Genomic DNA, 14,318 nt, shown 5'->3' on the forward strand with positions numbered 1-14,318 from the left:
AGAATGGAACACTATATGAACTTCATCGACGGTGAACGACGCACCCCCTCGAAAGGAGAATACTCGCCAATAATAGACCCACGAACCGAAAAAGAACTAGCCAAAGTCGCACGATCTGATTCCGAGGATGTCGAAGCAGCCTTCGCCGCCGCCAAAGCAGCGTTTCCTAGGTGGTCGGGTCATACTGCGGCACAGCGCCAACACGCTGTTCTCAGTATAGCAGACAAAATCGAGGAAAACGCGGAACTCATTTCTTCCGTCGAATCAGAAAACACGGGAAAACCTCAAGGTTTCGTCCATGAGGAAGAAGTCGATGTCGCAGTAGACGTACTTCGTTTTTTCTCCGGAACAATCCGGACGGCTCTGGCTCCAGCAGCTGGTGAGTACATGACGAAGTACACTTCTTACGTACGCCGTGAGCCGCTGGGCGTGTGTGTCCAGATGGTTCCGTTCAACTACCCGCTCCTCATGGCCGTATGGAAACTTGCTCCGGCGTTGGCCGCCGGCAATACCATTGTTCTGAAGCCTTCTCATAACACCCCGATGAGCGTACTTTTACTCGCGGAACTTGTCTCGGACGTTCTTCCCCGGGGAACAATCAACGTGCTCTGTGGTGACAGAGAAGCGACAGCGGACATAACGCGTCACACAGCTGCCCAACATGTTTCGGCCACCGCGTCCACGGCATCAGGACTGGCTATCGCGAACTCGGCGTTGACAAGTGTCAAACGGCTGCATCTCGGTTTGGGAGGGAAGTCTCCGGCGATCGTGTTCCCCGATGCGGATCTGCCACATGCCGCTAGGCGAATAGCACAGGCCGCCTATTTCAACGGGGGACAGGACTGTACCGCCGCCTCACGGGTTCTTGTCGCTTCCGATGTGCACGATGAGTTCGTTGCGGAACTGAGTCGACAGGTGGCATGCATGGTAAACGCCGGCCCTGAGGACGAGAACACAGCTTCCTATGGGCCTCTCAACAGTAAGGGCCAGCTCGGCAGAATAATCCGAACTCTCGAAGAACTTCCCGAACACGCCGAGGTCGCCGTCGGCGGACAGCGGATCGACCGCCCCGGTCTCTTCTTCCCTCCGACGCTTGTCACCGGAGTCACCAGTAGTGACTCCGTCGTACACACGGAGTTGTTCGGTCCTGTGGCTACCGTGGAACGATTCACGTCGGAACAGGATGTCGTATCCTTGGTCAACTCCGCCGACTACGGTTTAGCCGCTTCCGTGCACACTCACGACCACAGCACCGCTATGCGAGTTTCCTCCAACCTGGATTACGGTTGCGTCTGGATCAACACACACTTGCCCCTCCCCAGCGAGATGCCTCACGGCGGATTCAAGCAATCGGGATTCGGAAAGGATCTTTCACTCTACGGAATAGACGAATTCACCAGAGTCAAACACGTCATGCACATGATCGAGGACGACAGCTCTCCCGAAACGGGTTAAACACGAACTGTATTGAAATCCCCACCAGCTTGTCGACGAAAACAGAGCAAATGATGATTTTTACGAAAAAACTTCGAAGCAAGGCTTCCCCCTCGACATCGTCGACACGAAGAGAAGTTCACATCCCAGACACGACCAACTGCCTCCATCTCGAGGTGAAGCGTTTTCATTACCACGCGGGCGGAGGTCGGCGGACCGGAGGAGAGACGTCCTCGCCCGGTCCGACGACTGCGCGATGTGGCCGCGGTCACTTATCCTGGGGGCTACGGCCCGTTTGGAGGTGACGACTCATGAAGGCCACGACGGGAGAACGCCTGCACGTACACAGCCGCACGGTCGAACAGCCGGACCGCACGGGGGTGATCCTGGAGGTTCGTGGGGAGAACGGGCAGCCGCCCTACCTGGTGCGTTTCGACGACGGGCACGAACGGCTCGTCTTCCCGGGAGGCGACTGCGAGGTCGAAGGACACCCGGCAGGGGCATGACCCCTCGAACACACCGGAGTCGAGGCCGGTTCGGCGGTGATCGGCCTCGGCCGTCCGAGTGACATTCACGCTCACGGGCGTGTGGCGAGGCACGAGACCGCCGGTACGCCCCGTCCTACGTGCGGACTTTCCCACCCCGGAATGGCACACTGATCGCCAAAGCGATGACCCGACCCGCCGCTCGCGGCGTGTGTGGCCGCTTGGTGAGGAGGCGGTGCAGTGGCGTGGGAAGACCGGAAGGGCCCGGCGGCGACGGACCCGTTCGCCATGCTGCGGATCGGCTTCGCGGGCCGTGTCGAGCTGCCCGCCGGTGAACTGCTCACCGAACAGTCCACCAGGATCGACGGCCACCACGAGCCCGGCCCGCTGTGCTGGATCAGCAAGGAACCCCCCTCGGCCCAGCTGCTGGCGACGCTGCGCGCCGACAGCGAGTCCACCGGGTTGTGGCCGCTGCTGCTGGTCGACGACACCGAAACGTACGGCGAGCGCTGCACCGTCGGGGTGGTCACCCCGGAACCGCTCGAGCACGTCGACAGGTGGCGGCCCGAACAGGTCATGGACCGGATCTGGACCGGTCTGTGCCAGGTGGACTCCGAACTCGGACCGGCCTACGACCCCGACAGCCTCGCCCCCTTCGGCTACTCCTGTCCCGGCCCGGCCCCGCCGGGGGACCTGCTGGCCGACGCGACCGTGCTCGCCAACCAGCTGACCCAGCGGCTGCTCGACGAGCAGACCCGCCTGGGGCTGGTGCCGGTACGGCGCGGGGCCGACGTGCTCACCGTGCTCGGCTGGTCCGGGGCGACGAACCACGTCTCCCGTTGCGCGGGACTGTCGGCGATGCTGCGCAGCTGGGAGGACCGCTTCGGGGTGCGGGTGCTGCGGCTGGGCCCCGACAGGCTGGACCTCAGCGTGGCGGCACCGCCCATCCGCGGCGAGCACGCCGCCGCCGTCGCCGCCGAGCACTGGACCTTCGCCCCCGACCGGGTCATGCAGGACACCGGAAGCATCTCGGCCTACGCCGAGGAGATCCGGGGGCGCAGGCAGTGGACCTTCTGGTGGGACTGAGCACGGTCCCCGGCCCCGGATACGCCGAACGCGGGGGAGCTCGAAGCCGGCGGGACGTGGATCTCACCGGCGGTTCCACCCCAGCCCCGCCCGACCGATCCGGTCGAGCGCCAGGTCCAGCTCCCGCGCCGGGACGCCGAGGTAGATCCGGACGTGCCCGAGCACCCCATCCGCCCCGGAGGAACCGGAGGTCATGCTCCCCTCCCCCAGCAGCACCCCGGCCTCGTCCAGACAGCGACGCCGGTAGGTGCGCGCCGGTTCCGGATCTCCGGCCAGCCAGGCGGGCACCCGCAGCCGCACGTAGGAGGTGCACGAGCCGGGGAAACCGGGGTGCCCGGCGTAGCCGAGTTCCCCGACGAGGCGCTCTGCCACGCGGGCACGCCTGGTCGCGTACTCCTCCCGGATCCGGTCGAGACACCTCTCCGAGGCGGGATCGTCCAGCCAGGCCGCCATGGCCGCCTGGAGCGGCACGGACGAGACGAAGGCGTGCTGGTGGCGGTACCGCGCCAGGGCCGCCAGCGTCTCCGGGTGGGCGGTCATCGCCCCGACGCCCCACCCGTTGCAGTGGAACTGCTTGCCCAGGGTGCGCACGGCCAGCCACGGGAAACGGCTCCCCCGCTCGGTACGGCCCGCCTCGGTGAGCAGTTCCCCGAGCGCGTTCGTCGGCTCGGTGTCCGGCTCGTGCACGGCGAAGTACGCGTCGTCGAGCAGCACGGCCGAGCCGGTCTCCTCCACGGCCCGCAGCATCGCCCGCACCGTGTCCGCGTCCCAGTTCGCCGCGGTCGGGTTGTGCTGGGGGTTGAGCACGAGCAGGCTCGTGCCGCGCGGATCCGCCCGCCGCCGCCCGTGCAGCACACGGCGGATCGTCTCGACGTCCGGGCGGTAGCCCTCGCTTTCGGACACCGGGTACCGCAGCACCGTGAACCCGAGGGGTTCGAACACCCCCGCGTAGTCCCAGCCGGGCTCCGGGACCAGCACGGCCGGTGGGGACGCGCCCGCCGCCGTGGCCTGCCGCAGCATCCTGCCGAAGTCGGACATGGCGTCCCGGGTGCCGTTCTGGCTGACCGCCACGTCGTAGTCGGTGTGGGCACCGGGCCGTCGGGGGAGGTCGTGCTCGGCCGCGATGCGGTTGCTCAGCCGCTCCCGCAGGGCGGGCAACCCGTAGGGCGAGAGGACGTAGCCGTGCGCGTAACGCGGGACCCCCTCCCGGAGCGCGTCCTCGAGCCCCGCCGGGGGCCCGGACCAGTTCTCCCCCAGACTCAGGTAGATCAGCCGGTCGGTGTCCCCGCCGCTGTCGCGGTAGCGGCGCACGAGTTCGGCCTCCTCCAGCAGACCGGGCAGCCGGTCGTCCCCGAAAACCTCGGACGGATTCCGCACGGTCCCACCTCACCGGGCAGTGTCGGTCCCGGCCACCGACGGCCGGGAGTCGGAGGCGGTGTCGGTGCCCGCCAGGACGCGGGCGCAGTCCCGGGCCAACGCCAGCAACGCGCGGTCGGTCCCCGCCGGGGCGTCGAGCTGGAGTCCCACGGGAAGTCCCCGTTCCGTCCTCCCGGGGGGGATGCTGACCGACGGCCACCCCACGATGCTGGCCAGATTCGTGTTGCGCACGTAGGTCGGGAACGTGGACACGGTGCGCCCGTTGAGGCGCACCCGCGTGCGGGTCCCGACCCGGGGCGCGGGCAGCACGGTCGTGGGGACCAGGCAGGCCGCGGCCCCGTGGGCGAGCAGGTGCTCGGCGGCAGCGGCGGCGAGGGCGGGCCGCAGTTCGGCCACGGCGCGTCGACGCCTCTCGTCCCGCTCGGGGTCCTCCCGGCACAGTGGCAGCAGGATGTCGCGAACATCGGGGTCGGCCACCGACGACACCAGACCGTCCAGTGTCGTCGGCTCGCGCACGGTCTCCAGGTACTGCCGGAAACACGCCGGTGTCTCACCCAGCGCGATGGGGAAGCTCGCCCGCTCGATCAGCTCCGGAACGGTGCGCGGGAAGTCCGCCTCGACCACGGTCCAGCCGTGCTCGCGCAGGGTCCGCACCGCCCGGGCCACGACGGAGGCCACCTCGGCGTCCACGTCACCGAGCCCGGGGCGGGAGGGCACGACGAGTCGCGTGGGCAACCGTTCGGGCTCGCCCGTCCCGTCGGCCTCACCGGACAACACCCGGTCCAGCACGAGCAGGTCGCCGACGTTTCCGGCGAGGATGCCGACGGTGTCACGCGTGTGCGAGACGCGCAGCACCCCGGCCGTCGGATACCGCCCCGTGGTGGGACGGAACCCCGTCACTCCGCAGCACGAGGCCGGGATGCGGACGGAGCCTCCGGTGTCGGTTCCCAACCCGGCGGGCACGAGCGAGGCCGCCACGGCCGCCGCCGTGCCGCTGCTGCTGCCACCGGCGAGGTGTCCGCCCGCCACCGGGTTGCCCACCGCCCCGTACAGCCGGTTCTCGCCGGTGACGCCGTAGGCGAGCTCGTGCATGTTCGTCTTCCCGAACAGCACGGCCCCCGCCCGGCGCAACCGTGCGCACACCCCGGCGTCGGTGTGGGCGAGGTTCCCGCGCAGCGCGGGCGTGCCCGCCGTGGTGGTCTCACCGGCCACGTCGATGTTGTCCTTGACCGCGATCGGAACCCCGTGCAGGGCTCCCGCGGAGGCGGGATCGTCCGGGCGTGTCTCGTCGGCCGCGCGGGCCCTCCACAGCACGCGGTCGGTGTCGAGGGAGACGAAGGCGTTCAGCGACCGGTGCGCGCGGCACCGGTCGAGGGCGTTGCCGGCGTACTCCGCCGCGGACCGGCCGTGGGCGAACTCCCTCGCCAGTTCCCGCACCGAGTGCGGTTCGGGAAGGCGGCTCATGGCGTCCCTCCGTGGGCACGGTCGAGCAGTTCGGGGTGGTGCCGCGCGATGTGGGGACGCAGCGCGCGCAGCGCCCCGCCGAACGCGTCGGTGAACTTGTCCACATCGGATGGTTCGGTGGGCACGCTCAGGCACATGATCCCGTGCCGTCCCGTGACGAACCCCCTGTTGAGCAGCTCCAGGTGCAACAGACGGCGCAGGTCCGCCCGGTATGCCCGCCTGGCCGCGACGTCGGCGGCGTCGTGGATCTCGCCGGAACCGAAGTGGAAGTAGCTGATCGAACCACAACCGACGGCGTCCCCGGCGACTCCCGCGTCCGCCGCCACGCGGTCGAGTCCACTGCGGAAGCGTTCCCCCATCCTGTTGAGACGCTCGATGTCCGCCGGTCCGAAGTTGTCCAACGCGGCGATCCCCGCCGCCAGCGAGAGGCTGTTGGCGCCGAACGCGCTCGCGTGGAACACGGGATCGGGCCCGCTGGGGTCGAAGATCTCCATGACGTCCGCGCGCCCTCCGAACACCCCGATCGGCAGGCCACCTCCGATGATCTTGCTGAAGGTCGTCATGTCCGGGCGGACGTCGTGCCACACCTGCCACGGGCCGACCCGGAAGGTGGCGCACTCGTCGAAGACCAGCAGGGTCCCCGTCCGCTCGGTGACCTCCCGCAGTCCGCGGAGGAACTCGGGATCCGCCGGTATCCCTCCCCCGACGCCGAGCATCGGCTCCACGATCACGGCGGCCACCCGCTCGGCCCACTCGGACAACACCCGGCGCGCGGTGTCGAGGTCGTTGTAGGGCACGGACAACACCGAGTCCAGTACCTGTTCCGGGACCCCGTGGCTCACGGTCGCGGGCGCGAGCTCGGGGTCGTGCTGCGGGAACAGCCTGCCGTTGGCGACGAAGGCGTCCACCTGGCTCCAGTCGTGCGTACCGTGGTAGCCACCGCTGATCTTCACGACGAGGTCCCTGCCGGTGAAGGCCCGGGCCGCCCGCAGCGCCCACATCGTCGCCTCGGTACCGGAGTTGCAGTAACGTACCGTGTCCAGGGAGGGGACCCGCTCGCACAGTCTCCGCGCGTGTTCGACCTGCGAGAGCGTCGGCCCGCCCGGTGCGGTGCCGAGTTCGACCCGCTGGTGCACGGCTTCGAGCAGAGCGGGGTGGTTGTGCCCGTGCACCAGCGCGCCGTAGTTGGCCAGGAAGTCCGTGTACCAGTTTCCGTCCACATCGCGCAGTCGAACTCCGCGTCCCTCGTCGAAGTACACCGGATGCGGGTCGTAACTGGTCATCGTGCGGGTGTCCCCGCCGGGCAGATACTCGCGCGCCTTCCGGAACGCGGCGAGCGAACCCCGTGTTCTGCTCTCGTACTCGTCGAGGACGCGTGTCCCGATGTCGTTGGCCGTTGTCATGACACCCCTCGAAAATCCGTGTTTCCGCGGCATTGGCCCGATCCCACCGACCGGGATCTCGCTAGAGGACAGTGCGCGCCTGCCACAGCTCGGGGAACAAGCGGTAATCCGCCGAGGCGCGCAGCCAGGAGACTCCTTCCGTGCCGCCGGTGCCCGGTTTGGTGCCGATGAGCCGTTCCACGGTCAGCAGGTGCGTGTAGCACCAGCGGGCGTACTCCTCGGCCACCCCGACCAGGGCTTCGGCCAGGCGGAACGACTCGTCCGACCGAACCGTCGAGCGGTAGACCTCAGCCCAGAGGTCGACCAGGCTCCGGTCCCCGTCACTCTCCTCCGACTCGATCCGGCCCCCACCGGTCGAGGGGGCGAACCGCTCGGAGACCACGCGCACCGCCTCGTCGTACAGGCTGCTCTCGCGCAGGGCGCGGTGGACCTGTTCCTCGACCCCGGGAACCCCGCGGTGGCGCTCGGCCATGGCCTCGGACTTCTTGCCCAGGGCGAACTCCATCACCCGGAACATGTAGGAGTCCACGCCGGATGCGGTCCCGAGTTGGTCGCGGAATTCCGCGAAATCCCCGGGCGAGAGGGTGTCCAGGACGTCCCAGGCACGGCGCAGCAGCCCGAACTCCGCGACGATGCGGTTCAGGTGGACGATCGCGTCGTCCAGGCGCCGTTCCACCAGACGCAGCCGAGCCCAGCGGGTCTCCTCGTGGACCAGCTTGAACAACAGCTCCTTGACCTGCCCGAGCACGTAGAACGTCATCTCGGCCGGTTTCCCCGTTCGCGGCGTCTGCAACGACAGCAGGGTGTCGACGTGCTCGTAGTCGATGTAGGGGCTCTTGGACCCTTCGCCGCGGGCGAGTCGGTGCAGCTGGGCGAAACGCGGATCGATCCTGCTCTCCGCCCGCTCGTGGTAGTAGTGCCCGAACCGCCGGTCATACTCGGCGAACAACTCGGGGGCGTCGTGCAGGAACAGGATGTCGTGGAAGGCCATCCGGCGGACCACGAACACCGGCTCCGGCGCGCGGGAGACCGCGATCTCCGGGTTCCGGGCCGAGGAGTCGGGGCAGCGCGGGTGGAACTGGCCGATCATCAGCCCGTGGCGCACGGCCGTGCCCTTCACCGCGCGCTGGGCGTCGTCCAGCAGCACCGCCCGCTCCTCGGGGACGCCACGCAGCACCGTCACCAGGGCGCTGATGTCGACCTTGCCCTCGGGCCAGTCCACCTTCTCGAACCGCTCGATCTGGCCCTCCATCAGCGAGGTCAGCTCGGACAGCTCCACGGGCCCGTCCGCCTCGGCGAGCTCGAAGCGGACGCAGTCGTTGCGCAGCGCGGGCCGCACGAACGGGCACACGGCCCCGGCACGGCCGAGACGTTCGTCGTGCTCCTCCAGGTACTCCTCGAACCACCGTCGGACGTCGGTGAACTCCTCCTGCGGATTCCGCTCCAGAAACATGGCCCTCCCATCACGAGGCGGGACCCCGGGACCGAGTGATCAGTCGAGTCCCGGCACATCGACGTCGGGATCCACGTCGATCCCGAACTCCGCGCGCAGCACCCCCGGCACCTCGTCCGACCGCAGCGTCGTCTCGTGCGAAGTGCCGTCGGCGTGTGCGGTGAAGCGGCTCGTGCCGTGCAGCACCTCGTGGCGGTCCGGGTGGAAACGCTGCGCGAACGGTCTCCGCCGGAACACCGACGAGGAGTGGGTGCTCAGAAAGTGGTGCCCGACCCCGTAGTCGACGGGGTACTGCGGATTCAGGGTGAAGGCGTAGCGGTCCAACCAGCCCTCGGGAGCGTGCTGGCGCAGCCACCAGATCCCGACCCCGGTCTCGCCGACCTCGCGTTCGAGCGCGAACTGCCACCCCTGCTGGTCCCACTTCCCGCCCGCGACCAGCTCGATCGGATACAACGGCCCGCCGCCGAACCCGACGTCACACAGACAGGGGGTCTCGTCGTCGGCCGTGGTGACACGCAGCAGCGCGTGCGTGGCCGGGCGGTCGACGACCCGAACGGGGCCGCGTCTCCGCGCGGTCGACGAACGCAGGCCGAGCAGCCGCAGCGCGTCCGAGGTGACCCTTCCGTGCAGCCCCGTGACGCCGAATCCCAGCCGTTCGAGCGCGGCCGCGAACAGGACGACGTGCTCGTAGCAGTAGCCGCCCCGGCGACGCCGCACCAGCTTGTCCTGCACGCTCGCGAGGTCGAGCCCGACGGGTCTGCCCGCGACGATGTCGAGGTTCTCGAACGGGATCGCGGTGACGTGAGCACGGTGCAGTGCCCGCAGCGTCGCGGTCGAGGGGTCACGTCGCTGGTGTCCGATCCGGGTCAGATACCCGTCGAGGTCGAGTTCCGACCCGCTCCAGAGGGATTCCGTTCCCGAACTCATAGGCCGTCCCGTGCTGTTCTGTTTCCCGACAGGTTCGGGAACAGTCCAGCAGGACGTGCTGACAAAACAGCGACGAAGCACTGACACGACGAACACGAGCCGCTCAGGCGCTCAACGGCCCACCCTTGATGGTCACGGCCACCGCCACGATCACCAGCCCCAGAGCGCCGTAGAGCACCACGTCCACCCAACGGCTCCGGATGGCCAACAGCCCCACCCGCTCCGGGTCAACCACCACGCGCAGCACGGCGGCCAGCAGGAAGGCGCCCCCCAGCAACGCGGCCCCCTCCCGCCAGTGCGACATGGCCACCCACACCATCCCGGACAGCGCCACCAGCACCACCAGCGCGAACCACAGGTGCACCGGGGCACGCCCGCCACCGAACCCGAACATCGCCCCTCTTCCGAGACCGTGGAACGTGACTGCCGTCTTCGCGCGCGACCCGCGCGGTGCGGACCCCGACGGATCCGCACCCGACGGGGAGGGAACGCCGGTGTTCACCGCACGGAACGCTCGGCGGCCTCCACCACGTTGGTGAGCAGCATCGCGCGGGTCATCGGGCCGACCCCGCCCGGGTTCGGCGAGAGGAAACCGGCCACCTCGGCGACGTCCGGATGCACGTCCCCGAGCGGGCCGGACTCACCGCGGGTGACGCCCACGTCCAGCACGGCCGCCCCCGGTTTGATCATGTCGGGAGTGACCAGGTTCGGCTTGCCCGCGGCGGCCACCACGACGTCGGCCCGGGACAGCTCCGCCGCGACGTCCTTGGTGCCGGTGTGGCACAACGTGACCGTCGCGTTCTCGCTGCGCCTGGTGAGCAGCAGCCCCAACGGCCTGCCCACGGTGATGCCCCTGCCGAGAACCGCGACGTGCGCGCCGTTCAGTTCGACCCCGTAGCGGCGCAGCAGCTCGACGATCCCGCGCGGCGTGCACGGCAGCGGGGCGGGTTCGCCCAGCACCAACCTGCCGAGACTGACCGGGTTGAGTCCGTCGGCGTCCTTGCGCACGTCGACCCGCTGCAACAGGGATCCGGTGTCCAGGTGGTCGGGAATCGGCAGCTGAACGATGTAGCCGGTACAGGCCGGATCGGCGTTGAGCTCGTCGATCACTCCTTCGAGCTCGGCCTGGCCGATGTCGGCGGGCAGCTCCTTGCGGATCGACTCGATCCCGACGCGCGCGCAGTCGTTGTGCTTGCCGCGCACGTAGGAGTGCGAGGCGGGGTCGTCCCCCACCAGCACCGTCGCCAACCCCGGGGTACGACCCTGCTCGGCGAGCGCGGCCACCCGAGGCCGCAGCTCGTCGTAGATGGCGTTCTTGGTGGCCTTACCGTCAAGAATCGTGGCGCTCACGGTTGGTCATCCTCGCAGATCGCGCGCGGGCGGGAACTTTCGCCCCTGTGTCCGAGGAGGCGACGCCGACCGCCAGCAGCGCCAGGCAGATCCCCGCCACGGTGCCCGGGTTCACGTGGGAACCCGCCACCGGAAGCACCAGGTCCAGCAGCAGCGCCCCGATCAGCTGCCCGGAGACGATCCCCATGCTCAGCAGCAACACGCCCGTGTAGTGCACCAGGACCGCCGATCCGCCCACCACGAAGATGCCGAGCAACCCACCGACGTATAGCCACGGGACCGTCGGCCACTCGGTGGGGAAACCGCGCAGCAGGATCTCGCCGCCGAAGGCCAGCACCAGCGCCACCGTCCCGGTGGCGAAGTTCAGCGTGGCGGCCGAGACCGCCGAGTCCGCCGTCTGCTTGACCAGCCCGTTCATGGCCTGCTGCCAGGCCACCCCCGTTCCCGCGAGCAGCGGCAGCACCACCAGCAGGCTCGCCCGGGACTCACCCAACCGGGCGGATACGGCGACCACGATCGCCACCAGGGCCAGCACCGCCCCGGTGACCCGCAGCACGGTCAGGGAGCGGGTCACCCCCGAACCGAGTCCCAACCGGTCCACGACCAGCCCGCTGGCCACCTGCCCGCTCACGGCGCCGACGGTGAACAGCGCGACCCCCAGCAGACTCGCGGCGATACTCTGGCTGAACACGAGGAAGGCGCCGCAGACCCCGCCCACACACTGCCAGGCCCGGATGCCGGTTCCGGAGCGCACGGCCCGTCCGAGTCGGACGAAACCCCGACGTGCCCGCGGGCTGGCCGCCACCACCACGAGCAACGCGAGCAGCCCGCCGCCGAAGGAGACCACCGAGGCGGCCAGCGGATCGCCCAGTCGCGTTCCCAGCGCCCCGTTCACCCGCGACTGCAGGGCCAGCAGGAAGCCCACCACGGCGGAGCCCGCGATCCCGAACGACCGGGGCACCAGCTCGGAGGCACGGCCGAGGGTGCGGGTGACTGCTCCGGTACTCACGGAACGACCGTAACGACTCCTCCACCCCGGCCACCCCCTCGATGTGAGCAATCCGCCAGCACCCTCGCGGCTCCGCCGCACGGCGCGGTGTCGTCCGGAGGGGTTCTTCCCGGTCCGACCGGAGGACGAGGCCGCGCCCCGCCCGCCGCCGGCCACCCGCGAAGGACGCGCCGCGCTCGTTTCGACCAGCGGAAACCCCAAAGCCGGGCGAGGTGCTCGGCTGTCGATCGAGTAACGTCGACGTGGGGTGGAGTCGGAGGGCCCGGTTGAGAGGGGGAGGATGACACCCATGTCGCGCCCGACAGCGATAAGCCCGGAAGAGCAGGAACAGATAGCACGCAGGATCGGGGTCCTGCTGCTACAGGAGGCGCCCGAGGACTGGCAGCAGGTCGCCGTGGAGTACCGCGCCACCGGCGACTACCGCGATCTGCTCGCGGAAGTGACCCTGCAGGACGGCGACAGTCGGCCCTGGGAACCTCCGGAGGAACTGAACGAGATCTTCGAACACCTCCGGGAGGGCATGTACCGGCCCGACGTGGGCACCTGGCTCAGCGCGCTGTACACCGTGGAGCGTCCGTCGAGCTACCGCATCGACATCAACTTCGACGAGGAGCCCCGGTGGCAGCAGCCGCCGCCCGCCGAGGCCTACGCCGAGGAACTGCGCCGCTACCCGCGTTCCACGGACCACATCCCGGAATGGATGAACGCACGTCTGGGGGAGATGCGTCCCGACTCCGGACCGGAGAACGAGCAGCAGCCCGCGAACGACGGCGACACCGACCACTCCACCCCGGCGGAGCCCGTCTTCGCCGAGGAACCCCCGGTCCACCCCAGGCTGACCACGGCACGGGTGTTCGACGACGTCGACGAGGGGGGACGTCCGCTGGTTCGGGGACGTCCTCCCCTGTCCCCCCAGGAGAGCGAACCCCTCCGGCGCTACCTGGAGAGCGCGCCGGTGGTGCTGAGCACCGAGAACGGGCTCGCGGACAAACTGGACCCCAACCGTCCGGACGCCGTTCCGAACACCTGGCACAGCGACGGGACCTGGGTCTGGCCCGCCGCGGTGCCCTACTACCTGGCCCAGTACGGGATGCCGCCGCAGCCCGAGCTCGTCCAGCACGTGCGTGCGGCGGGATTCGCCGTCGCCGACCTGGACCCCGAGGTGATCGAGGCGGCCACGGAGACGGCCCGCGCGGCCGAGGCGGCCGAACGTGCCGAGGGGGTCCCCGAGTCCTTCCGTGAGGCCGCCGGTGGGCCCGAGGACGAGCACGCCGAAGCGGTCACGACGACCATGGCCGCCGCGGCGGAACCACCCCCCTCCCGGTTCGACGAACCCCCGCTCGAGTCCCAGCCTCCCGAGGAGATCCACGAACCGGCGCCCACGGAGGAGTCCACCGTGGACGACACCGTGGCGGATCCCGCCCTCCCCGAGGAGAGCACGGAGAGCTCGCCGTCCGAGCCGCCCGTCACCGGGCAGTCCGCTCCGCAGGACGAACCACGGTCCTCCGGTGAGGTGGGAGCCGCCTCCCGCCACGGGCGCAGGGACGAACCCGAGGAGGACTCCGAACTGATCTTCGCACAGCTGCGCGACAGGCTCGGCGAGCTCGGGGTACCCGCCTCCGAGTACGACCTCGGCGTCCGCTCCGAGGAGGTCTGGTCGCTGTTCCAGGAGGGGACCGACTGGATCGTCACCGCTCCCGGTGATGACGAGACCCTGAGCTTCACCCGCCCCGACCAGGCCTGCGCCTACCTGCTGGGGAGTCTGCTCCTGACGGGGGCGGAGGAAACCACCGCCCCGGACGCCCCGGGTGCCGAACTTCCCTCCGCACGGACGGAGCCGGAGGCCGCCGCGGACACGGAGCCGTCCGAGGAGCCGGCGCAGGACGTCGCGCCGTCCACCGGGGACGGAGCGCCCGAGCCGAACCCGCTTCCCCCCGAGGAGGACCTCCGTCCCGGGACGGGGGAGGACACGGTCACCGGCCCGGACAGCGGAGGGAACTTCCTGTTCACCGCGACCGAGGCCCGCCCGGAGGAACCGGACTCCTCCGGCCGCGGGGACGCGGCCCGCTCCGCCGATCCTTCCGAGGACGACGCAGCGACGGCGTCTTCCACCACGCCCGGACCCGAGGAGCCCGAGGAGGCGGCGGACGCCGCCGTCGCCACTCCCCCTCCGGGGCAGATGCCGCCTCCGCTTCCGAAACGGCAGCCCCGAGGTGAACAGAGCGGCTCCGCCGAGCACCCGGAACGTCCGGCGCCCACGGAGGGCCCGGTCGGGCCCCAGCCTCCCCCCGCCGCCCAACCACCGGCCGGCGGCGGGGGGAGGCTGGGGC

12 protein-coding genes are annotated in these 14,318 nt (G+C 69.7%); 4 read left to right on the forward strand and 8 right to left on the reverse strand.

The window, feature by feature from the left end; all coding sequences use genetic code 11:
- The first annotated feature begins 15 nt into the window (after window positions 1-15).
- From CEP50_RS08615 to CEP50_RS08625, 3 genes are all read left to right on the forward strand, one after another.
- On the forward strand, window positions 16-1,455 hold the full coding sequence (locus CEP50_RS08615) for an aldehyde dehydrogenase family protein (protein ID WP_258175060.1): 1,440 nt from the start codon (window positions 16-18) through the stop codon (window positions 1,453-1,455).
- A gap of 290 nt (window positions 1,456-1,745) precedes the next feature.
- Window positions 1,746-1,940, forward strand: coding sequence for a DUF1918 domain-containing protein (locus CEP50_RS08620; RefSeq protein WP_106113410.1), 195 nt, complete (start codon window positions 1,746-1,748; stop codon window positions 1,938-1,940).
- Between the two features lie 219 nt (window positions 1,941-2,159).
- A complete protein-coding gene (locus tag CEP50_RS08625; RefSeq protein ID WP_106113411.1) occupies window positions 2,160-3,005 on the forward strand; it encodes a DUF4253 domain-containing protein in 846 nt (281 codons plus the stop codon).
- A 63-nt stretch (window positions 3,006-3,068) separates the two neighbouring features.
- Here the strand turns inward: CEP50_RS08625 and CEP50_RS08630 are convergent, their stop codons facing one another.
- From CEP50_RS08630 to CEP50_RS08665, 8 genes are all read right to left on the reverse strand, one after another.
- Complete coding sequence (locus CEP50_RS08630) at window positions 3,069-4,382, reverse strand: pyridoxal phosphate-dependent aminotransferase (RefSeq protein ID WP_106113412.1); 1,314 nt, start codon at window positions 4,380-4,382, stop codon at window positions 3,069-3,071.
- A gap of 9 nt (window positions 4,383-4,391) precedes the next feature.
- Window positions 4,392-5,846, reverse strand: coding sequence for an amidase family protein (locus CEP50_RS08635; protein ID WP_106113413.1), 1,455 nt, complete (start codon window positions 5,844-5,846; stop codon window positions 4,392-4,394).
- Window positions 5,843-7,249: an aspartate aminotransferase family protein gene (locus CEP50_RS08640; protein ID WP_106113414.1), complete on the reverse strand. Its 1,407-nt coding sequence runs from the start codon at window positions 7,247-7,249 to the stop codon at window positions 5,843-5,845. Before CEP50_RS08640 ends, CEP50_RS08635 begins: the two co-directional genes overlap by 4 nt.
- 61 nt (window positions 7,250-7,310) lie before the next feature.
- Window positions 7,311-8,702, reverse strand: a complete 1,392-nt coding sequence (locus CEP50_RS08645) for a tryptophan 2,3-dioxygenase (protein ID WP_106113415.1) — start codon at window positions 8,700-8,702, stop codon at window positions 7,311-7,313.
- Between the two features lie 39 nt (window positions 8,703-8,741).
- Complete coding sequence (locus CEP50_RS08650) at window positions 8,742-9,629, reverse strand: arylamine N-acetyltransferase family protein (protein ID WP_106113416.1); 888 nt, start codon at window positions 9,627-9,629, stop codon at window positions 8,742-8,744.
- A 103-nt stretch (window positions 9,630-9,732) separates the two neighbouring features.
- On the reverse strand, window positions 9,733-10,023 hold the full coding sequence (locus CEP50_RS08655; RefSeq protein WP_106113417.1) for a DUF3017 domain-containing protein: 291 nt from the start codon (window positions 10,021-10,023) through the stop codon (window positions 9,733-9,735).
- A gap of 104 nt (window positions 10,024-10,127) precedes the next feature.
- Window positions 10,128-10,979, reverse strand: a complete 852-nt coding sequence (locus CEP50_RS08660; protein WP_106113418.1) for a bifunctional methylenetetrahydrofolate dehydrogenase/methenyltetrahydrofolate cyclohydrolase — start codon at window positions 10,977-10,979, stop codon at window positions 10,128-10,130.
- Window positions 10,960-11,988: a DMT family transporter gene (locus CEP50_RS08665; RefSeq protein WP_181188284.1), complete on the reverse strand. Its 1,029-nt coding sequence runs from the start codon at window positions 11,986-11,988 to the stop codon at window positions 10,960-10,962. Before CEP50_RS08665 ends, CEP50_RS08660 begins: the two co-directional genes overlap by 20 nt.
- Before the next feature lie 289 nt (window positions 11,989-12,277).
- Here CEP50_RS08665 and CEP50_RS08670 point away from each other — a divergent pair.
- The coding region (locus tag CEP50_RS08670) for a hypothetical protein (RefSeq protein WP_106113419.1) at window positions 12,278-14,318 on the forward strand (2,041 nt) is incomplete at its 3' end.

The organism is Actinopolyspora mortivallis (assembly GCF_003001495.1).
Taxonomy (GTDB): domain Bacteria; phylum Actinomycetota; class Actinomycetes; order Mycobacteriales; family Pseudonocardiaceae; genus Actinopolyspora; species Actinopolyspora mortivallis_A.